Below are 19,307 nucleotides of genomic sequence, written 5' to 3'. Positions count from 1 at the left end.
TTCTCCGCTGCTGGTTCTGTAGTTACTTGGCGGTCGGCATCACAAATTCCGCACCGGCATCAATGGAATCGGACCAGCGCTGCATGATGGATTTCTGGCGCGTGTAGAACTTAACGCCCTCTTCGCCGTAAGCGTGGGTGTCGCCAAACATCGAGCGCTTCCAGCCGCCAAAGCCGTGCCACGCCATGGGTACGGGAATGGGTACGTTAATCCCGACCATGCCGACCTGGATTCGGCGGCCAAATTCCCGGGCCACGCTGCCGCTCTCGGTGAAGCAGCTGACACCGTTGCCGAATTCGTGGTCGTTGATCAGACGAATCGCCGTTGCGATATCGGGTACCCGGACACAGGCCAGAACCGGTCCGAAGATTTCTTCACGATAGATCGTCATGTCGGGCGTGACGTGATCAAACAGTGAACCGCCCATCCAGAAACCATCGGCGCAGCCATCGCCGGTGTTCGAGGCATCGAACTCCCGGCCATCCACGACCAGCTCGGCACCTTCCGCCACACCCTTGTCAATGTAGCCGGTAATGCGCTGGTGTGCGGCGGCGGTAACAATCGGGCCCATTTCGGCATCCAGCTGTTCGCCGTTTTTCACTTTCAGGCTTCGGGCCCGCTCGGCCAGTCTTGGCACGATCTTGTCCGCAACATCCCCGACAAGCACCGCCACACTGATGGCCATGCAGCGCTCGCCGGCACTACCATAAGCGGCACCGATCAGGGCATCGACCGCTTTGTCGAGATCGGCGTCCGGCATCACCACCATGTGGTTCTTGGCGCCGCCCAGCGCCTGAATACGCTTGCCGTGCTTGGCGCCTTTCTCGTAAAGCAGGTTGGCAATCGGGGTGGATCCGACAAAACTCAGGGCCTGGACATCCGGATGCTCGATCAGGGCGTTCACCGCGTCCTTGTCGCCCTGCACCACGTTAAATACGCCATCGGGCAGTCCGGCCTGTTTCAGCAGGTCGGCGATCATCAGGGAAGCACTCGGGTCGAGGGGGCTGGGCTTCAGGACAAAGGTATTGCCTGCGGCGATGGCTACCGGAAACATCCACATGGGCACCATCGCCGGGAAGTTGAACGGGGTAACGCCGGCGACCACGCCCAGGGGCTGGCGGGTGGTCCAGTTATCGATACCCGTGCTGACCTGCTCGGTGTAATCGCCTTTCAGAAGCTGGGGAATGCCGCAGGCGAACTCGACGATGTCGATGCCCCGGGCTACTTCGCCCTGGGCGTCCGTGAATACCTTGCCATGCTCCGCGGTGATGGCGCGGGCCAGGTCATCCTTGTGAGTGTTCAACAGTTCCAGAAACTTGAACATGACCCTGGCCCGGCGAATGGGCGGTGTGTCGGCCCAGGCGGGGAATGCAGCATCGGCGGCAGCAACAGCGGCGTCTACGTCCTCACGGCCGGCCAGAGCTACGCGGCCTGTGACCTGTCCGGTGGCCGGATTGAACACGTCCTGGGACTGGCTGGATGTGCCGAGAGATATTTCGCCATTGATATAATGCTGGATGGTTGCGTTGGTCATGGATGCCTCTGTCTTTTCGCGATTGGCCGCTCGAAATGGCAGAAATGCATTCTGCTAAGGGCCCTTAAGGAGCTTTGGGTAATTTCTGACCATACAGGTTAGGTGTGGCAAAGGGGGAAAGCAATTGAGATTTTCAAAAGCCAGATATAAGGTAATCTTATATCGAGAACCTGAAACGAGACGCTTATGTACCCCCTTCAGAGCCTTCGGGCGTTCGTTACTGTCGCCCGTGAGGGCAGTGTAAGCCGCGCCGCCACTCGCCTCCATCTGACTCAGCCCGCCGTCAGCCTCAAGCTCAAGCAACTGCAGGACGAACTGGAACTCAAACTGTTCCTGCGCAAGCCCCAGGGTCTGGTGTTGACCCCCGATGGTCAGGCTCTCTTGCCTTCGGCTGAAAAAGCACTCGCTGCCATGGCGGCGTTTGCGCAGAGCGCCCGGGCATTGCATAACACACTTCGAGGGCGGTTGCGGATTGGTACCATCGTGGATCCGGAATTTATCCGTCTCGGGGCGTTTCTGCACCGCCTGGTGGAACGGGCGCCACAACTGGAAACCGAGCTGCGTCAGGGTATGAGTGGCAGCGTGTTGGAACAGGTCAGGGATGGCCGCCTCGATGTCGGTTTTTTTCTGGCGCCGCCCGGCGTCGGGCCGGGTGCACTGGCGCCGGATGTGGTTCACCGTGAGCTGACCCGGTTTCACTACTATGTGGTTGCGCCGGCGGGTTGGGGGCCGAGGCTTCGGTCGGCCCAGTGGTCCGACTTGGCAGCTATGCCCTGGATTGTGACCCCAGAAGACTCCGTTCATCACCGGCTGCTTAAAGGCACTCTGGAACCCATGGGGTTAATGCCGCGGGGCGTAGCCCAGGTCGATCAGGAGGCGTGCATGCTGGACCTGGTCAGGGCAGGTGTGGGTTTGAGTCTCGCGCGGGATGCATTGGCGATGGCTGAGCGCCAGGAAACCGGCCTGGAAATTGTTGAGGGGTTGCAGTTGCCTTGCGCGCTCAGTTTCGTATGGCACCAGGACCGACAGGGCGAGCCTCTGATCGCGGAGGCTCTGGAAGCCCTGGCGGGTGTCTGGGCGGTTAGCCCAACGTAGCATCCAGGAACATCATTACGGCAAAACCGCCCATCAGGCAGAAGGTGGACATGATTTTCCATTGCCGGTGATGGGTTTCGGGGATAATTTCATTGCTGATGATGAACAGCATGGCGCCTGCTGCGAAGCCAAGGGTCCAGGGCATTATTGGCTCGGCAAGCCAGACAAGCGTCGCTCCGAAGAGACCACCCAGTGGCTCGGCCAATCCAGTCATCAGGGCAATGCTGAAGGCCTTGATTCGCGAGTAGTTGATGGCCAATAGCGAAAAAGCGACGGCCAGCCCCTCCGGAATGTTCTGGAGTCCGATACCGGTGGCAAGAACATAGCCATTATTGACATCGCCGCCGGCGAAACCGACGCCCACCGCCATGCCTTCGGGGAAGTTGTGGAGGGTTATAGCGACAATAAAGAGCCAAATGCCGCGGATGTAAGAAGCGTCCGATCCTTCCCGGCCCAGTTCGAAGTGCTGATGCGGCAGCTTCTGGTGCACAAAGTAGAGGGCAGCGGCACCGGAGAGCAGGCCGAAAATGACAATCAGCGCGGCGGTCCAGGTTTCGCCAGTAATCTGTTCGCCGTACTCGAGGCCAGGTAGTAACAGAGAAAAAAATGACGCCGCCAACATCACGCCTGCGGCTGAAGCCAGCATACCGTCCTGCAGTTTATGGGTGAGGGTACGGACAAGAAACACACCCAGGGCGCCCACGCCACTGGCAAGGCCCGCCAGCAGGCTGGCAATGGTTCCCAGCCAGACAATACTGATGTCAGAAGTCATTCAGTCTCCCGTTGACTTGTAATGTCAGCATAGCAGCTTGAAGTAGCTACGCCGGAGGCCCCGCTGTGGGTTCCTCCGGCTGCATTTCTCGGGAGAGAAAAGCGATCAGGCGGCGTTCTGCTCGCGCCAGGCCAGCTCGTTGGAAATGGTGGCCTTCGGTTGCAGCATCGCGAAATCGATGTCTGCAATCTCTTTGCCGTCTTTGAGGCGCTGCACGAAGTCCGGGTTTGCGAGCGCCTTCTTGCCCACCGCAAGCAACGCGTCCGGGAACTGGTTGGCCACATCCTGGCAGTTGGTTTCATCAATGTTGCCATTGAGGATAAGACCGATCCCTTCAACGCTGGCGGCCACGCCAGCCAGGCTCTCATCACCCTCTACAAAATGCTTCCGGTTAACGTCACCGTCGGTTGTATGGACGAAATCGGCACCTGCATCGCGGACCGCTTCCACAATCTGACGGAATCCGGCTTCACCCTCCGGCAGCTGGTGGTCTGGATCAGTGACCGTGCCCTGAGACAGGCGGATGCCTACGGTGAAGTCCTCGCCAACGGCCTCGCGAATCGCACGGACCACTTCAACCACCAGGCGCAGCCGGTTTTCCAGTGAACCACCGTACTCATCGTCGCGTTGGTTAAAGTAGGTGCTCAGGAACTGATTCAACAGATAGCCGTTGGCCCCGTGAATCTCAATGCCATCGAAGCCGGCGGCTTTCGCATTGGCGGCGGAATGTGCAAAACCTTCAACCGCCGCCTGAATGTCGGTCCTGGTCATGGCGCTGGGCGTTTGCCACTCAGTCTGGTCGCCATAGAAACCAAGCGGGGCGCCTTTTGGGGTAACTTCGCTGGGCGCCTGTGGCTGGTCGGTGAAACGGTTGGCCTGGAACTGCGCGCCGGCGTGCATCAACTGAACGATGATCTTGCTGCCTGCGGCGTGTACCCGTTCGACAATGGTCTTCCAGCCATCTATCTGCGCTTCGTTGATGATGCCGGGCTGGTTGGCATAGCCCTGGCTTGCCTTGCCATCGGTATAGGTTCCCTCGGTGATCACCAGACCAAAGCCGCCCCTCGCGTAGCGTTCGTAATGGTCTGCCATCAGGGCATTCGGGGTGCCGTCCGGCTCCGCACTGGTGCGTGTCATTGGTGCCAGGGCGAATCGATTAGGTACCTCGATGGTGTTGAATTTGATGGATTGCATCACGTCGCTCATAGATACCCTTTCATGTTGTTGAATTGGACGAGTAGTACTATCGGGGCGCAGCGCCTTCTCTAAAAGCGAAGAATATCGACACAGCCTGTCAGTATTTTTGAATGATTATTCTGAGGTGCCGGTTTTGCTGTCGGAATGGCCAAGGGAGCGTTCCGGTGCAACCTGGTCGCGAACCAATTGCTTGAGTTTGGTAATTTCCGGGAAGCCGCCGTCTTGCTTGCGGGACCAGACCCGCTTGCCATTGACCCACACCTCGAAAATACCGCCAGTGCCGGGGTGCAGGCTCAATTCACTGATCTCGCCTTCTAAGGTTGTCAGCAGCTCCTGCGCCATCCAGGCCGAGCGCAGAAGCCAGCGGCAACCGGTGCAATAGTGGATATCGATTTTGTTAGTCATGAAGAATCAGTCCGTGTCGTTGGTGGGATAGACCGAGCGAGACAGGGTGGGTTCACAGCCGACAACTCTACGGGCCTGTTTGTGAGCGTGGAGATACCAGCGTTGGCCGGCTTTTGCGAACGTGTTTTTGCTCACGGCAAAGTCTACGTTTTCCATGGTTGCCGGAATAGGCGAGCCGTCGGCGTGGCGATAAACGCAGCTCACGCCAATGGTCAGCGCTGTCGCTGCCGGTAGTTCAATGAATCCGTCTTCTCTTACAGCCGGCTCATTGCCATTTATCGCAATGACCTTGAGACAGGGACCGTAGTGAACCTTTTCAAGATCATCCAGGTATTCGTTGAGACAATGGTTGGCGCTGACGAAAACGGTGTCTCCGTCAATTTCGTCTTCGGCGGGCGGCAGCGACTGACATCCCTGCAGTAAGAGTATCCCGAAAACCAATAGCAGGGTCTGTTTCATGATATCTCCTCAACTGATGCGCGTATCCTGTTTCAGAGCTTGTCCTGTGCCGGGCCCGAGCCGGCTACCGGAGTATTGTAGCGCGTATCCCCCTCGGCGGTTCCACGGAGCTGATCAATCAGGCGGGCATCGCGGTTGTATAAATCATTGCGGAACTGCAGCCTGCCCTCGTTATCTACCCAGGAGGTCCAGTATTGGATGTGCACAGGCACCGGCTCCGGGAGCACGACAGTCTGGGGTTGTGCCTCGGAAACCACCCGGTCAATCTTTTCCCGGGACCAGTCGGGCGCCGACGCCAGAAGTCGCTCTGCAAGATCAAAAGGTTGCTCAACCCGGATGCAGCCAGAGCTGAATGAACGCTCGGCCCGGGAAAACAGGCCGCGCCCCGGCGTATCGTGCAGGTAAACATCGTACTGGTTCGGAAACATGAACTTGATCTGACCCAGGGCATTCTGAGGGCCGGGTTCCTGCACCAACTGGTACGGGAAGTTGTTCCGATTCAGTGACGGCCAGTTAACCTCCAGCGGGTCCACTCTTTCCCGGTCAGTGCCCCAGCCACGGTAAACGCTGATATTGAGTCGGGAGAGATAGTCCGGATCGCGGAGAATCCGGGGCAATTGATCCTGAATCATCAGCGTTCGCGGTACGGTCCAGGTGGGATTGAACACCAGATACCGGATGCGATCGGAGAACACCGGCGTTTGGCGGAAGGGCTGGCCGACGATCACTCGTTTGCGCAGTACTTCTTCGCCGTTTTCCACCATTTTCAGTTCAAATCCGGCGATATTGACCAGGACATAGGTGTCGCCGAGGGATTCCGGCAGCCACCGCCATCGTTCGAGCGTGGCGTCAATGTGGCGCAGGCGTTCCACCGGTATCAGGTTCAGTGCTGTCAGGGTGTCCTTCCCGATAAGGCCATCGGCTTCAAGCCCATGTCGGGCCTGGAAGCGCACGACCGCAGATTCCAGCTCTGCGTCGTAGTCACGCGGATCTGTGACTGTTGCCGGTAATTCTGCAAGCTCTCCCAATAGAGAAAGTCGTCGGCGGATCTCATTGAGCCGCTCATCCCTGTCGCCGGGCCGAATGGTCGGGCGCAAGGCCAGCGGTAACCAGGGCTGGCCCAGCAGTCTGGTCAGGTCCTGCCTTGCAGCCATCAACTTTCGGTAAGCGGGATCGGCGGGACGCAGCGAATCCAGCGTGCCGGTGATATCCGAGCGCTGCAACGCATCCTTTAAAACGGATTCCATCTGGCGCTGGCGCCTGTTGGCGGTCCATTCGGCGTGAACCGTCTGCGGGTTGACCTTGCCGACCAGCATGTGTGAGCTGAGCATTAGAAAAGCATCAGAGAACAGCAGATCCAGATCGGCCCTCAGGTCTTCAGAGAAATCGTTCATGGGTCTGAGTGCCAGGCCCGAGAGAATATCCGCGTGATAGTCAGCCGGGTTCAGACCGTCATGACTGGCTTGTTCAACCGAATCAATCAACTGCCGGCGAAGCTCAGCCGATTTCCATGCTGGCTGGTATCCGTTGGCCCCGTAAAAGGCTGACAGTGCCTGGTGGGCCATTAACCGGCTTCCGAGCACCTGAACCGGGAAGCCGGCCTCCATGGCCTCAATCCTGGCAACAATGGCTTCATCGGCTGCCAGGCAAACGGGGTGCCAGAGGGTGCCCATCAGGGCGCACAATGTTGTGGCGAGGGAAAAACGTCTGATTCCATGCATGGGTGTTCTCCACCTCATCCCTGAGAGGCCTTATTCGCGGTGGTAAGGTGCAATAGTCTGATGCTACCACAGCGGCATTTGTTCCCCACCTGGCCGCCGGAAAAGATCACCTCGCAGCGGTTCTTCTGCATGGAGGTTCAGCCCCAAACGCCGTGCTTTTTTGGTGAAACGCTGGCGAATCAGGTCCGAGTAAGGGCCCGTGCCCGTCATTCTGCGGCCGAAGGTGGCGTCATAACTCTTGCCGCCCCTGAGGTCGCTCATTCGGTTCATCACATGCTCGGCCCTTTGCGGGAAGTGCCGCTGCAGCCAGTCCTGGAACAGCTCGTCCAGTTCATGGGGTAAACGCAGCATGATCCAGCTGGCACGGGTGGCGCCCGCCTCTGCCGCGGCTTCCAGAATTGACTCGATTTCGTGATCGTTGATGAAGGGGATTACCGGCCCGAGGATGATACCGGTCGGAATGCCGGCCTCCGAGAGCTGCCTGATCATCTTGAGGCGGGTGCCCGGTGCGGCTGTCCTCGGCTCCATGCGTCGTTTCAGATCGTTGCTCAGGCTGGTGAGGCTGATCCGCACAGAGCAGAGCCCATCAGAAGCCATTTCGCGGAGCAGATCAAGGTCTCTGAGGATGAGCGCGCCCTTGGTAATGATCGACACCGGGTGGCGATACTCGGCCAGAACTTCCAGCACCTGGCGGGTAATCCTCTGGTCCCGCTCCAGTGGCTGGTAGGCATCCGTATTGACGCCCAGGGCGATGGGCAACACCCGGTAGCCGGGCCTGTCGAGCTCTTCTCTCAGGCGGGCGGCGGCGTTGGGTTTGGCGATCAGCCGGGTTTCGAAATCCAGCCCCGGTGACATGTCCCAATAGGCGTGGGTAGGGCGGGCGAAACAGTAAATGCAGGCATGCTCGCAGCCACGGTATGGATTGATCGATTGGTCGAACGGTACGTCCGGTGACGTATTTCGACTGATTATGGATTTTGCGGTCTCAAGGACGACTTCCGTAGCGAGCGTATCGGGGTTCAGGTCGTCTTCGGGGTCGTGATACCAGTCATGGTCTGCCTCCCGGTCAGTGACAATGGGCTGGAACCGGTTGTGGGGATTCAGGGCCGTGGCGCGAGTTTTCATGGGCATGCTCGATACTGTTTAAATGTACAGCATCGAGCATGCTAACGCCTGGAACCCTGCCGTGCAACCTGTCCAGGGCCCACTGTTACAGACGGAAGCCCTGTGATGCCTGGGTCAGGGTGGTTACCTGGGATGATAGTCGTCCGATATGGGCGTTGAGCTTCTGGCGGATATCCGAGGTTTCCCGGGTGTGCCCGTGGATCTGCTCCACCTTCTGGGCGATTTCCTCGGTGGTCGTTGATATCCCCTCAACAGAGGACACCACCTGATTCATGTCGCCAGCCAGTTGTTGTATCGAGCCGGTGATCTGTTCGATCGAGTGCGCCGCCTCTCTCGAGCTTTCCTCTCCCTCACCTGCGGAAGTCAGGCCCTCTTTCATCAGTCTGGAAATGGCCTGGGTTTCACGGTTGAGGGATTCCACGATCTCGGCAATCCCGTTGGTTGCCGATACGGTCTTCTCTGCGAGGGACCGAACTTCGTCGGCAACAACCGAGAAACCGCGTCCGGCCTCGCCGGCTCTTGCCGCCTCAATCGCAGCATTCAAGGCCAGCAGGTTAGTCTGTTCAGCCAGGCCGTTGATTACGCCAACGATGGAATTGACCTTCTCGCCGGTTTTGCTCAGCTGGCTGACCTGATCGTGGGTTTTCTGGATTCTTTCGGCCAGTTCGGTCATGGTTTTGGCGCTTTGCCTGACCACCTCGGCACCGGAATGGGCGGCACCGTTGGCGCTCTGAACAGCGTCATTGACTGACTGGGTGTACTGGGCAATATCGACCGCCGTGTGTGAGATTTCCTGCACTGCAGTGGCGGTCTGCTCGGTCTCATCTTCAACCTGCTCGCCGTTTCTGCCCATTTGTTCTACCAGAGCATCCAGTTCAACCTGAAGCGATGACAGCGTGCGGTTACCCTCGACGACTTGCCCGATAACGTCCGAGACATCGTCCAGCATCTTGTTGGCCGCTTCGCCCAGGCGATTGAATTCATCGTTCGGATTCCTGCCTGGCTCAAGGCGCTGACTGAGGTCGCCGCCGGCGACCCGGGTGAGCAGGTTTACGGTCTCATTGAGTCGTTTCACCAGGGTTCTTGAGGCGGTCGTCAGGGTCAGGATAAGGATAATCACCACCGCAGCAGCGGTTGCAATGATCAGCCAGGTTGAGGCGGCGCGGGCCTCTTCGGCCTGCTGGCTGGTTGCCACAATAATGTCCTGGCGGAGGAGGGTGTTCTGCTCGGCAATCAGATCGCGAATACGGGTGCCGGTGGCTGACAGTTGGTTCTCAATGGCAGACAGGTTGGCGATGAGCGATTCGGCATCGGAAAAGGCATTGGCGAACGCCTGGACAGCCTGGCCGATGTCAATTTCCTGCCAGTCCATCTCGGTGACGGTGGTCTGCATCCGCGCCAGGGCCTCACGGGTTGACTCGGCGTAGGTCGCATCGAAGGTAGACAGGTAGTCGCGGTAGGTGGAGGCGATGGTGTTGATGTCGTCGTTGAAGATGGAAATGCTGATTTGCCGAAGCCTGTCGTTTATGGCTTCGGACATTGTTGCTCTCAGACCGCTGGACGGAGTGAGGCCTAGCTGTTGATTCAGGGCCAGCCATTCGGTGCGAAGTCGGGTATACTCCGCAACCTGCTCCTGGATTTGTTGTGCAGTGGTCTTTACCGCGTCACCCGGCAGGGTTCCGGCGGATTCACTGAGCGCCGACGACTGGACCGCGAGCGACGCCAGTCTCTCCTGATAGTTCTCAACCTGGTTCGGTTCCAGATTCTCACTCGTTCTCTCGAGTGCCAGCCAGTCGTTCAGCAGGGTCAGGGACGCGGATTCATAGGCTCTTGCTTCGCTTCGGGCCTCATAAGCGTCAGATACCTTGCCGAGCCCGCTCAGGGAGGCCAGAGTGGCAATCGCCAGACCAATCAGCGTTGCAACAATCAACAGCAGGAACTTTTGTTTCCATGACAGGGCCATTCACATCCTCCGGGGAATGTTGTTTTTCTTCGCAACTAACTGAGCTTAGACCAGTTCCGGATAAACGACGGCCCTTTTGACGACAACCGGGAATCCATGTCTGATCTCGCGATTTACCAATATCTGCTGATTGCCCTGATTTTCGTCTGGAGTGGTTTTGTCCGCTCCGGGCTGGGATTCGGTGGCGCCGTTCTGTCCCTGCCATTTCTGTTGCTGGTTCTTGATCAACCGCTCGTCTTTCTGCCGATCATTGCGGTCCACCTTCTGGTGTTTTCATCCCTGACAATCTGGATGAACAATCGCACCGGGGCAGGCAAGCAACGTGAGGCGGGCTCGGGCACTGTCGACTGGCAATACTTGTGGCGGATCCTCGCCATCATGATTGTGCCCAAGCTGATTGGTGTATTCGGGTTGATTACCATGCCCAGTGACATCCTGAGTGCCATCATTTTCGTTATCGTGGCGCTTTATTCTGTTTCCTACATCATCAACCGACCTTTTCGCAGTGGCAGCAAAACGGTCGACGCGATATTCCTCATGGTGGGCGGATACATCAGTGGCACTTCCCTGATCGGTGCGCCCCTGATCATTGCCGTGGCAGCCCAGCACCTGCCCAAAGAAAAACTGCGGGATACCTTGTTCGCGCTCTGGTTCATTCTGGTGCTGATCAAGATGGCCGCTTTCGTCTGGGCCGGCATCGATCTGCAACTTATCCATCACCTCTGGCTGCTGCCATGCGCAGCCGTCGGCCATGTAATCGGGCTCTACGCCCATGACCGTATTCTCCAGGCGGAGACTCCGGTGTTCTTCCGTCTGCTGGGAACCGTGTTGCTGCTGGTGAGCAGCGTCGGTATTGTTAGCGTGCTCTGGTAGCAGCCAGGGCGCGAGGCTCAGCCTGCGCGCCCGAATACCCGTTCAAAGAAACCGGTCACCCGCACGTCTGGTATTGGCAGGCTGTCGACTTCGTCCATGGCCCGTCGCCAGAACTTCTCGGGGTCGTCCAGATGCGCAACTTTGGCGCGCTCGTCCGGACTGTAGTGGTTGTGCTCCCCGGCAATGCCCTCGGCCATCAGTTCCTGGGTCCAGAGGTAGATTGCAGCCCGAACGGTCCTGAGGAGCCGGCAATAAACGTCGCGACTCAGGTTGATGGCCAGCTCGGCGGTCAGGTTGATCTGCTTCTGCAACACGGCCATCTCGTCTTTTTCCAGCAAAACCCGGTTGCCGTTGCCCTTTTTGCAACTCACACAGGTTTTCTCAAGAGCTTTCACGCCCTCGAGCAGATCCATGTAGCCAAACTCCTCTTTTTGCTGATCATCTACTGGAGCGGGGATCCAACCATACTGGGGGGATTTGGCAACAATGTGCCCGTGTAGCTGCCTACGATAAGGCGGTGCGGCAGCAACATCCTGATATCCATCAAATTCGGTGCGTAGCCAGGCCGCCATTTTACGGTGACGAAGCATCATGGCCAGGGTAATGGCAGAGGGCATGATCTCTTCGAGCAGCTCTGCGGAGTCCCGCGTGCGTTCGTCGAGGTGGTTTACGGATGTCGACATTTCTCCTCCTCGGCAACGGGTTGGCCGGTTCGTGGACCCGTTGTCCGTTTGTTGTTTTTGGCATTCGGTGGTTGTATGTGTCATTACCGATGTCTAAAAAGTAGACAGATAATCTCAAGCGCGCCGTTGTAAAAAAGTTACTGCTTTGTAACGGCCGGTAAGCAGCCAGACCAGGGGCAGGAAGAGCGTCATGAATCAGGACAATGGCTTCGAGTTGCAGAGAGCGTCCATGGTGGATTATCAGCTTCGAGCCCGTGGAATCGGGTCGCCGCTGGTGCTGGAGGCCATGGGTCGGGTGCCGCGTGAGCGCTTCATTCCAGAACGTATGAAGGACTGCGCCTACGATGATGGTCCTCTTCCGATCGGTGCGGGGCAGACCATTTCACAGCCTTACATCGTGGCGTTGATGACGGAAGCACTGGATCTGGAGGGTGGAGAAAGGGTTCTGGATATCGGCACAGGTTCGGGTTACGCGGCTGCCGTTCTGGGCTGTATTGCAAGCGAGGTGTTCAGCATCGAACGGGTTCGGGAACTGGCCGATCGCGCAGCCCGAACGCTGGCCGCCGAGGGTTTTGACAATGTCCGGGTTCGCTGTGGCGATGGCACAATAGGTTGGTCCGAGCACCAGCCTTTCGATGGCATCATCGTGGCTGCCGGTGCGCCATCGGTGCCGGAATCATTGAAGCATCAGCTGGCGGTTGGCGGGCACCTGGTCATACCGGTGGGGTCGGAGCATTCGGTTCAGTCGCTGGAACGTATTACCCGGCTGACAGAGAACGAATTCCGGACCGAGGACCTCGGCGCAGTCCGGTTCGTTCCCCTGATCGGTGAACAGGGGTGGTCGTGACCGCGAGTCTTTGCACGCAGACTCAGCTGCCGGCGTTCGTGCTCTCGAAGATCTTGTCGGCCGATGCCGCTACGAAGCCCGAGTAGAGCCGGCCATCCGGTTTCGGATAACGCAGGGCAAATTCGTAGAAACAACTGGGTATGGTTACCGTCTCGTCGGTAAAGGTAACCGGCACCCGGTCGGCCATGGTTGAGGACTGCTCCAGCAAGTCTTCCGGGGAGCCTTTTACTTCACCGCCGGATGAATTCACCGTATAGCCATGATCTTTCAGCAACTGATTGATTTCCGGAACCGAACCGAACTGTTCCAGATGGTTGATGCTGACCGTGAAATGGTTTGCGCGGTAGCCCCAGGCGGCCATCCAGGCGGCGTACTCGCTTTCCTTCATCAGCTGGCGGTAGGTGTCGTAGTCGACCGCCCAATGGCGACCCGAATAGAGAAAATCATCGGCAGTAACCGCCTCCGGCTTTACCTGGCCGACAAGACTTTTAACCACCGATTGCAGCTCCGGCGAGCATTGCTCTACAAGCAGCTCGGAAATAAACACCTTGGGCAGTTCCCGGGAGGGGTGCTCATAGTGGCGGGCATAAAGCTTTTTGGCCTCGAAGTGGTATTCGCCACCTTCTTCATAGCCGAGGCTGAGAAAATGCTCTGCCAGAGCGTCCAGCCGAACAGGGTCCAGGTTGAAGGTGCGAAGCGCAATGTGGTCGTTGACGATGGCCTGCCCCTCTTCGGCGCCCAGGATTTTATGTATGCGATCGGCCGAAGGGGTTACCTGGCGGTACGACTCCCAGAGTCTCGCAAACAGGGTGTCCGGATCAGTGTGCATAGCGAATCTCCTCAGTAACCGGTTTTTGGCAGGGCTGTTGACGTCCCCGTGACTCTTCCCTGGACTGGCTCAGTGGCAGATAGCAGGCCAGGCTATATCCGCCAAGGTTCAGTTCGTTCGCCAGTTGCTCTGGCACTGACAGGCTATTGGCATCGGGGTTCGGCAGGACCTGCTCGGTTACCGTAGCCCTGAAGCCCGAACAGCCAGCATTGGCAACTATAGCGGATCCAACGGTGTTTCCAGCAATATTCCAGGAACTCCGGTTGCCTTTCTGTAGCCTTGCGCGGGTAAGAAGGGTATCGCGCACGCTGGCGATGTCCGATCTGGCGCACTCCAGTGTTGGCCCTCCATCCAGAAGATCCACTAAGCCCCGGTGGCGAAAACCTTCGCGCTCCAGCATGTGTCGGGCAGGGCGCGTATCTTCATGGACCTGGCCGATAACCGCCCTGGCTGCATCGGTCATCTGCCGGGTGAACAATGGCGTTGCGGGGATAAAGCGTTCAACAAAACCGCTCTGGCCACAGCAGGCCAGCTGTGTGGCAGACATGAAATCAAGATCTGCTACGTGATGTTTGAGCCAGTCCCAGAACGGGGATTGGCCGGCATGGTCTGAAACGCCGCGCATTTCTGCAATAACGGTGTCCGCAAAACGCTCCGGGTGCAGTGCCATGAACAGAAAGCGAACCCGTGACAGGAGCTTGCCCGCATTGGCCCGGCGAAATCCGGGCCGAAGATACAGCGAGCATACCTCGGTGCAGCCGGTGTAATGCTGGCATCGGGTAAGGCTTTCCTCGACGTGACGTTTCCGGGGATCTTCCTCGTGATGGATAACCGCGTTACGGCGGAAATGCTCGAGCGGGCGGGATAAGCCAGCAGCAGCTTCTATGCCGGTGGTCCCCATAATCTGGCCGGTCGCACTGTCTTCAAGCACAAAAAGATAATGCTCATCGCCGGGAGTGGTCACAGTCCGTGCGAAGCTCTCAACCGAATGATCGATCTTGCGGCTCAGGGCATCGCGATCCGGCATCAGCGAGGTGAAGCCGGGGCCGGATTCCACTGCGATCTGCATAAGGGCGTCAAGATCCTTGGGGGTAATCGGTCGAATTATCATGGCGATCTTCCTGGGCATTGTTTTGGGCCCAGTATGAAAGCCGTCAGCGCCATAATGCAGCTGCAGAATGATCGAAATGATCTACAATGGATGCAAATTGTAAAGTGGGTTCGGCAATATGATTAGTTCACGGGACCAGAAACTGCTAATGCTGCTGCGGCAGAATGCCCGGACCAGTGTCACCGAGCTCGCCAAAGCCATGCATGTGTCACGGTCGACGGTGCAGAACCGTATCGCGCGGCTGGAGGCCAGCGGTGTCATCCGTGGTTACTCGGTTCAGTTGGGGGGTGAGTTTTCGGCGAGCCAGGTGGAGGCTCACGTGTCGATCAAGGTGTTCCAGAAGCTCACCGGCAGAACCAATGCTGCCCTGGAGCAAATCAGCCAGGTATCGCAGCTGTTTTCCGTCAGTGGGGAGTACGACCTTATTGCCATTGTGCAAGCCCAGTCCCTGGAGGAACTGAGCGCCGTGCTGGATGACATTGGCAACCTTGAGGGAGTTGAGAGGACCAACTCTGCCGTTGTCCTCGAAACCCGGTTTCGGCGTTAAAACGGTTTTCCCGGGTCAGGTGCCCAGCATGCCCGCATAGGCGCTGTAGAAAAAGGCACCGGAACCCAGAAGAATGATGCCCCAGGCCGGAAAGATTAAAAACGAACGTTTTGGTTTGCTCATGGCTACATCCAATTTGCTCGAAAAGAAGGGTGTACACCCTTCACACTAGCTCAAACTTGACAAATGTTACGAAAAATTTTGAGTAACAGTTCTCGGGCGAGGATTAATTTGCCAATGGCGCGGGCACTAATCGCTATTGAGCAGGTCTGAAATGACGCTAGTATGAATCGCAATGGCATGACCTAAACACGAAGGACAATAACAAAAAGGAGCCGTTTATGGCGGTAGACCCCCGGAAGCAGACCTCACTCCATTGCCTGTATTACTGGGCAGAGGAAACCCCCGACAACGTTTACCTTACTCAGCCTTACCCGGATGGCCGGGTGGAAGATATTACCTGGAGAGAAGCAGCCGATCAGGTATCCCGCATGGCGGCTTACCTGGACAGCCTGAAGCTTCCGGAACCCAGCAATATCAGTATCCTCGGAAAAAACAGCGCGCACTGGATCCTGGCCGATCTGGCGATCTGGGCGGCAGGCCATGTTTCGGTGCCACTTTATCCCACGCTCAACGGAGATACTGCTGCCTACGTTCTCGAGCACAGTGAGGCAAAGCTCCTGTTCCTCGGAAAACTGGACGGGACCGCGGACGGCTGGAACGACATCAAGAACCACATTCCGGCAGACTTGCCGCTCATTTCCCTGCCCCTGTCGCCACGGGACGATACGCCCAAGTGGTCGGAGATTGTGGCCGAACAGTCGCCTGCGCAGCCCAAGCTGCCGGATCCGGATAACCTGGCCACGATTGTCTATACCTCCGGCAGCACCGGCCGCCCCAAGGGCGTCATGCACAGCTTCCGGACCATGATTTCAGTAGCTGATGGCCTGCAGCAGCTGTTCCCGGTTTCCTCTGACGAGCGCATGCTTTCTTACCTGCCCCTGGCTCACGTGGCTGAGCGGGCAGCTGTCGAAACGCAGTCCCTCTACTATGGCTTTCATCTCTATTTTGCGAATTCCCTGGATACCTTCCAGGAGGACCTGCAGCGGGCAAGGCCGACGCTGTTTTTCTCGGTCCCGCGCCTGTGGATGAAGTTCTATCTTGGTGTAAACGCCAAACTGCCGCCCAAAAAGCAGAAGCTGCTCTTCAGTCTCCCCATTATCAGCGGCCTTGTGAAGAAGAAGGTCTTGAAACAGCTGGGGCTGGATTATTGTCGGGCAGCCCTGACCGGCGCAGCGCCGCTGTCAGCGGACATCGTTAACTGGTATCGCAACCTTGGGCTCGAGCTGCTGGAAGTGTACGGGATGTCGGAAAACTTCGGCTATTCCCACGCCAACCGACCAGGCCAGGCTCGCGCCGGTTCGGTAGGTATGGCGAATCCAGGGGTCGAGCACCGCATCGGAGAGGGCGGAGAAGTCCAGGTGAAAAGCCCGGGCCAGATGCTGGGTTACTACAAGAATGAGGAGAAAACCAAGGAAGACCTCACCGAGGATGGCTTCCTGAAAACCGGAGATATGGGCGAGATCGACCGGGACGGCACCCTCCGTATCACAGGCCGGGTAAAGGATCTGTTCAAAACCTCCAAAGGCAAATACGTGGTACCGGTGCCCATCGAAAACCGGTTTAATCATCCAAAGGCCGAAGTGGTCTGTGTGGCCGGTGCCAACCAGCCGCAGCCTTGCCTGATGGTCCTGCTGTCGGAAGAGGCCAGGGATGAACTGGAGACCGGAATGGATCGCGGTGAGCTCGAGCAGGAACTTGCGGCCGAACTGGAGGCGGTGAACGCGGAGTGCGAGTCCCACGAGAAGGTAGCTTTTGTCGTGGTGGTTCGGGAGCCCTGGACTATGGAAAACGGCATGCTGACGCCGACCATGAAGATCAAGCGGAATGTGATAGAAGATTTCTACAACCAGAAGATGGACGACTGGTTCAGCCAGAAGAAAAAAGTCGTTTGGGAATTCTGATCCGCTAACGTAAAACGCCGTTGGTTCCCTGGGAGCCAACGGCGTTTTCAAATCCTTATGTTCTTTCTGTTCTCAGCCTGAGCGATCTCCCCGCTCATGCCAGATTCGGCTGCCGTTTTAGTGGCCGCCCTGCATCTGGCTCATGTCCGGAGCAACGTTTGCTGCTTTCCGGTTGAAGCTCCGCATCTTGCGACTGAAAAACTGTACCGCCTGCTTTGCCGCAGCACGGGTATACTGGCGCCTGACCTCAGCACTGTTGTGGAGGATACTGGACGGCAGCGGGTTTACGGTTGCGATATGGTTCTGAGTCATAGCGCCTTCCTCCTTTTTAATGAGTGTATTGATTTTGGTAGGTAGGTTAGTTAGGGATCTACCTTTAATTTAAAAGCGATTCTAAGGGTTCTTATTTGCAGTTTGAATACGTTAAAATCCGTACTCACGTTGCAAATATGCAGTAACTATGGATTGGGATTATCTTCGATATATACGTGCGCTGGCAATAGGCGGAACGCTAGCCAAGGCCGGCGAATTACTGGGTGTGCACCAAACCACAGTTTTACGGCGACTCGACCAGATGGAAGAGTCGATGGGTGTACAGTTTTTTGAACGCAGCCGGGATGGACTTCAGCTCACTCCCGTGGGGGAGACCGCGTTCCGGGAGGCGGATCGGCTGGCCATCGAGATGGAAAATCTCGAGCGCAAACTGGTCGGGCAGGATTCGGCGCCGGTGGGTAAAGTCAGGCTGGCGGCTGAAGACGCAATGATGAGCGCGCTGCTTAGCCCGATCCTGGCCGAGCTGGTTCGGGAGTTCCCGGATATCGAGCTGGAGACGCTTACTGATAACGATGTGGCGAACCTCAGCCATCGGGAAGCGGATCTCACCTTGCGGCCCGAGAACAAGCCGCAGGCAACTCTGGAAGGCGAGCGAATCGCCTCCATCGAATCCGCCGTTTACGGGTCGGCCCGCTATTGCCGGCGGCATCGTGACATGGACGTGGAAAACCGTCCGGAAGGTTGCCTCTGGATCATACCGGATGAAACCTTCAGCCATCTGGCGACGGGCCGGTGGTACAGAAAACAGTTGAAGAACGTTACCTCTTTCATTCGCTGCAACAGCCTGCAATCCATGCACGCGCTGGCGAAAGCCGGTGCCGGCCTGGCGGTTTTGCCCTGCTACCTGGGGGAGAGCACTCGTGAACTCCGCCGCCTGTCGGACCCGCTGGAGGGTGAGAGCGTGGATCTCTGGCTGCACGTCAACCAGGATACCCAGCAAATGGCCCGGGTCCGTATCGTTATGGAGTATCTGGTGGAGCGCCTGCAGTCACTGGAGTCCCAGATGGAGATTTCTTCCGCTTTCTGACGAGCGTCAGCCGCAGAACGGCCAGAACTGGTACCAGCGCCAGCACTGGAATTCCTGCTCGCAGGTTTTCAGCTGATTGTCGTATCGGAAAGCCCGGGTCTGTACCCGGGCGGCCAGATCCATCACGTCCGGTTTCTCTTCGAAGCTTCTGCGGGCATATCCGCCCCGGCCTTCGTGGTAGGCAAGGTACAGCTTTCTGGGGGCCGAGAAGGGAATGCCAAGCTGCCGGTGGCTTAGCTGGTTGTACCAGCCCACGAAATCCAGCGCGTGTTCCATGTCGGTGCGAACGGTGAACCAGCCTTCGCCATTGGCCTGCAGGTATTCCCGCCACGCCGGGTCGAGGGCCTGGGCATAACCGTATGCGGTTGTGGGCCTGGTCCAGGGAATAAAGCCCCAGAGCAGTGTGCGTGGTGGACGCGCATGGCTGCGGAATGACGACTCGTAATAGACAAACGCTAACTGGGTGGCGATGGGTGTGCCCCAGCGTTGCCTGGAGTCGTTGGCGTAGTCATACCACACCGGGTGTTCCCGGAAGATTTCACAGATGTTCTCCGGGTTTGCCGGAGGATCCGGTGCCAACAGGCTGAAGCGGAGCGTTGCCCAGAGACCCATCAGCAGCCCCAGCATTGGAAGCCCATACCATCTTGCCCGGCTTTTCCAGGTTTCCAGAGCCAGTTGCCGACTTTTGGTCTTGCGGGTACGTTTCTTTCGCATTCCTACCAAACCGTCATCTCCAGGGCCGCGGGATTGCTTGCTGCCTGC

At 57.7% G+C, this 19,307-nt stretch carries 19 protein-coding genes; 6 read left to right on the top strand and 13 right to left on the bottom strand.

Annotated features, from left to right (window positions below):
* Positions 1-22: 22 nt before the first annotated feature.
* Complete coding sequence (locus ACGK9W_RS11040; RefSeq protein WP_219120486.1) at positions 23-1,534, bottom strand: CoA-acylating methylmalonate-semialdehyde dehydrogenase; 1,512 nt, start codon at positions 1,532-1,534, stop codon at positions 23-25.
* Positions 1,535-1,720: 186 nt separating this feature from the next.
* Between ACGK9W_RS11040 and ACGK9W_RS11035 the strand changes: the two genes are divergently transcribed.
* Positions 1,721-2,629: a LysR family transcriptional regulator gene (locus ACGK9W_RS11035; RefSeq protein ID WP_405416807.1), complete on the top strand. Its 909-nt coding sequence runs from the start codon at positions 1,721-1,723 to the stop codon at positions 2,627-2,629.
* Here ACGK9W_RS11035 and ACGK9W_RS11030 read toward each other — a convergent pair.
* From ACGK9W_RS11030 to ACGK9W_RS11000, 7 genes are all read right to left on the bottom strand, one after another.
* Positions 2,616-3,401 (bottom strand): ZIP family metal transporter, encoded by a 786-nt coding sequence (locus ACGK9W_RS11030; protein WP_008173877.1) that lies wholly within the window; start codon positions 3,399-3,401, stop codon positions 2,616-2,618. The two genes, ACGK9W_RS11035 and ACGK9W_RS11030, sit on opposite strands and share 14 nt — an antisense overlap.
* Before the next feature lie 105 nt (positions 3,402-3,506).
* Entirely contained in the window at positions 3,507-4,607 is a 1,101-nt protein-coding gene (locus tag ACGK9W_RS11025) for an NADH:flavin oxidoreductase (protein ID WP_008173879.1), read from the bottom strand.
* Positions 4,608-4,712: 105 nt separating this feature from the next.
* The gene (locus ACGK9W_RS11020; RefSeq protein WP_405416804.1) at positions 4,713-5,003 is read right to left on the bottom strand and encodes a SelT/SelW/SelH family protein; all 291 of its coding nucleotides are present in this window, start codon (positions 5,001-5,003) and stop codon (positions 4,713-4,715) included.
* A 6-nt stretch (positions 5,004-5,009) separates the two neighbouring features.
* A complete protein-coding gene (locus tag ACGK9W_RS11015) occupies positions 5,010-5,462 on the bottom strand; it encodes a hypothetical protein (protein ID WP_008173883.1) in 453 nt (150 codons plus the stop codon).
* 32 nt (positions 5,463-5,494) lie between these two features.
* A complete protein-coding gene (locus ACGK9W_RS11010; protein WP_405416802.1) occupies positions 5,495-7,183 on the bottom strand; it encodes a murein L,D-transpeptidase in 1,689 nt (562 codons plus the stop codon).
* 63 nt (positions 7,184-7,246) lie between these two features.
* The gene (locus tag ACGK9W_RS11005) at positions 7,247-8,308 is read right to left on the bottom strand and encodes a PA0069 family radical SAM protein (protein ID WP_008173887.1); all 1,062 of its coding nucleotides are present in this window, start codon (positions 8,306-8,308) and stop codon (positions 7,247-7,249) included.
* Positions 8,309-8,393: 85 nt separating this feature from the next.
* Positions 8,394-10,271, bottom strand: coding sequence for a methyl-accepting chemotaxis protein (locus ACGK9W_RS11000; protein ID WP_008173889.1), 1,878 nt, complete (start codon positions 10,269-10,271; stop codon positions 8,394-8,396).
* Between the two features lie 96 nt (positions 10,272-10,367).
* Here ACGK9W_RS11000 and ACGK9W_RS10995 point away from each other — a divergent pair, with 96 nt between their 5' ends.
* The gene (locus ACGK9W_RS10995) at positions 10,368-11,144 is read left to right on the top strand and encodes a TSUP family transporter (RefSeq protein ID WP_053112770.1); all 777 of its coding nucleotides are present in this window, start codon (positions 10,368-10,370) and stop codon (positions 11,142-11,144) included.
* A 17-nt stretch (positions 11,145-11,161) separates the two neighbouring features.
* Here ACGK9W_RS10995 and ACGK9W_RS10990 read toward each other — a convergent pair whose 3' ends face one another.
* The gene (locus ACGK9W_RS10990; protein ID WP_008173893.1) at positions 11,162-11,827 is read right to left on the bottom strand and encodes a hypothetical protein; all 666 of its coding nucleotides are present in this window, start codon (positions 11,825-11,827) and stop codon (positions 11,162-11,164) included.
* A gap of 190 nt (positions 11,828-12,017) precedes the next feature.
* Between ACGK9W_RS10990 and ACGK9W_RS10985 the strand changes: the two genes are divergently transcribed.
* Positions 12,018-12,674: a protein-L-isoaspartate(D-aspartate) O-methyltransferase gene (locus ACGK9W_RS10985; protein ID WP_053112769.1), complete on the top strand. Its 657-nt coding sequence runs from the start codon at positions 12,018-12,020 to the stop codon at positions 12,672-12,674.
* 22 nt (positions 12,675-12,696) lie between these two features.
* Here the strand turns inward: ACGK9W_RS10985 and ACGK9W_RS10980 are convergent, their stop codons facing one another.
* Together ACGK9W_RS10980 and ACGK9W_RS10975 are read right to left on the bottom strand one after the other, a co-directional pair.
* Positions 12,697-13,503 (bottom strand): DUF1338 domain-containing protein, encoded by an 807-nt coding sequence (locus ACGK9W_RS10980; protein ID WP_008173898.1) that lies wholly within the window; start codon positions 13,501-13,503, stop codon positions 12,697-12,699.
* A complete protein-coding gene (locus ACGK9W_RS10975; protein WP_405416798.1) occupies positions 13,493-14,614 on the bottom strand; it encodes an arginine N-succinyltransferase in 1,122 nt (373 codons plus the stop codon). Before ACGK9W_RS10975 ends, ACGK9W_RS10980 begins: the two co-directional genes overlap by 11 nt.
* A gap of 118 nt (positions 14,615-14,732) precedes the next feature.
* On the opposite strand from ACGK9W_RS10975, the gene ACGK9W_RS10970 reads away from it, so the two are divergent.
* Both ACGK9W_RS10970 and ACGK9W_RS10965 read left to right on the top strand, forming a co-directional pair.
* Entirely contained in the window at positions 14,733-15,161 is a 429-nt protein-coding gene (locus ACGK9W_RS10970) for an Lrp/AsnC family transcriptional regulator (RefSeq protein WP_338355524.1), read from the top strand.
* A gap of 341 nt (positions 15,162-15,502) precedes the next feature.
* On the top strand, positions 15,503-17,185 hold the full coding sequence (locus ACGK9W_RS10965) for an AMP-binding protein (RefSeq protein WP_008173905.1): 1,683 nt from the start codon (positions 15,503-15,505) through the stop codon (positions 17,183-17,185).
* Positions 17,186-17,302: 117 nt separating this feature from the next.
* On the opposite strand, the gene ACGK9W_RS10960 is transcribed toward ACGK9W_RS10965, so the two are convergent.
* Entirely contained in the window at positions 17,303-17,497 is a 195-nt protein-coding gene (locus ACGK9W_RS10960; RefSeq protein WP_039882018.1) for a hypothetical protein, read from the bottom strand.
* A gap of 148 nt (positions 17,498-17,645) precedes the next feature.
* Here ACGK9W_RS10960 and ACGK9W_RS10955 point away from each other — a divergent pair, with 148 nt between their 5' ends.
* A complete protein-coding gene (locus tag ACGK9W_RS10955) occupies positions 17,646-18,545 on the top strand; it encodes a LysR family transcriptional regulator (RefSeq protein WP_014577912.1) in 900 nt (299 codons plus the stop codon).
* Between the two features lie 6 nt (positions 18,546-18,551).
* Here ACGK9W_RS10955 and ACGK9W_RS10950 read toward each other — a convergent pair whose 3' ends face one another.
* Positions 18,552-19,259 (bottom strand): hypothetical protein, encoded by a 708-nt coding sequence (locus tag ACGK9W_RS10950; protein WP_008173907.1) that lies wholly within the window; start codon positions 19,257-19,259, stop codon positions 18,552-18,554.
* Positions 19,260-19,307 lie beyond the last annotated feature (48 nt).

Origin of the sequence: Marinobacter flavimaris (genome assembly GCF_045057155.1) — a bacterium.
Classification (GTDB): domain Bacteria; phylum Pseudomonadota; class Gammaproteobacteria; order Pseudomonadales; family Oleiphilaceae; genus Marinobacter; species Marinobacter manganoxydans.
This window is presented reverse-complemented; position numbering and strand designations above follow the sequence as displayed.

Bases quoted from the DNA above. Each gene is read 5' to 3' on its own strand.
- ACGK9W_RS11015 (WP_008173883.1), bottom strand. From the start codon at position 5,462: ATGAAACAGACCCTGCTATTGGTTTTCGGGATACTCTTACTGCAGGGA.
- ACGK9W_RS10950 (WP_008173907.1), bottom strand. From the start codon at position 19,259: ATGCGAAAGAAACGTACCCGCAAGACCAAAAGTCGGCAACTGGCTCTG.
- ACGK9W_RS11035 (WP_405416807.1), top strand. From the start codon at position 1,721: ATGTACCCCCTTCAGAGCCTTCGGGCGTTCGTTACTGTCGCCCGTGAG.
- ACGK9W_RS11000 (WP_008173889.1), bottom strand. From the start codon at position 10,271: ATGGCCCTGTCATGGAAACAAAAGTTCCTGCTGTTGATTGTTGCAACG.
- ACGK9W_RS10960 (WP_039882018.1), bottom strand. From the start codon at position 17,497: ATGACTCAGAACCATATCGCAACCGTAAACCCGCTGCCGTCCAGTATC.
- ACGK9W_RS10995 (WP_053112770.1), top strand. From the start codon at position 10,368: ATGTCTGATCTCGCGATTTACCAATATCTGCTGATTGCCCTGATTTTC.
- ACGK9W_RS11010 (WP_405416802.1), bottom strand. From the start codon at position 7,183: ATGCATGGAATCAGACGTTTTTCCCTCGCCACAACATTGTGCGCCCTG.
- ACGK9W_RS11030 (WP_008173877.1), bottom strand. From the start codon at position 3,401: ATGACTTCTGACATCAGTATTGTCTGGCTGGGAACCATTGCCAGCCTG.
- ACGK9W_RS10985 (WP_053112769.1), top strand. From the start codon at position 12,018: ATGAATCAGGACAATGGCTTCGAGTTGCAGAGAGCGTCCATGGTGGAT.
- ACGK9W_RS11025 (WP_008173879.1), bottom strand. From the start codon at position 4,607: ATGAGCGACGTGATGCAATCCATCAAATTCAACACCATCGAGGTACCT.
- ACGK9W_RS10990 (WP_008173893.1), bottom strand. From the start codon at position 11,827: ATGTCGACATCCGTAAACCACCTCGACGAACGCACGCGGGACTCCGCA.
- ACGK9W_RS10975 (WP_405416798.1), bottom strand. From the start codon at position 14,614: ATGATAATTCGACCGATTACCCCCAAGGATCTTGACGCCCTTATGCAG.
- ACGK9W_RS11005 (WP_008173887.1), bottom strand. From the start codon at position 8,308: ATGAAAACTCGCGCCACGGCCCTGAATCCCCACAACCGGTTCCAGCCC.
- ACGK9W_RS10980 (WP_008173898.1), bottom strand. From the start codon at position 13,503: ATGCACACTGATCCGGACACCCTGTTTGCGAGACTCTGGGAGTCGTAC.
- ACGK9W_RS10965 (WP_008173905.1), top strand. From the start codon at position 15,503: ATGGCGGTAGACCCCCGGAAGCAGACCTCACTCCATTGCCTGTATTAC.
- ACGK9W_RS11040 (WP_219120486.1), bottom strand. From the start codon at position 1,534: ATGACCAACGCAACCATCCAGCATTATATCAATGGCGAAATATCTCTC.
- ACGK9W_RS10955 (WP_014577912.1), top strand. From the start codon at position 17,646: ATGGATTGGGATTATCTTCGATATATACGTGCGCTGGCAATAGGCGGA.
- ACGK9W_RS10970 (WP_338355524.1), top strand. From the start codon at position 14,733: ATGATTAGTTCACGGGACCAGAAACTGCTAATGCTGCTGCGGCAGAAT.
- ACGK9W_RS11020 (WP_405416804.1), bottom strand. From the start codon at position 5,003: ATGACTAACAAAATCGATATCCACTATTGCACCGGTTGCCGCTGGCTT.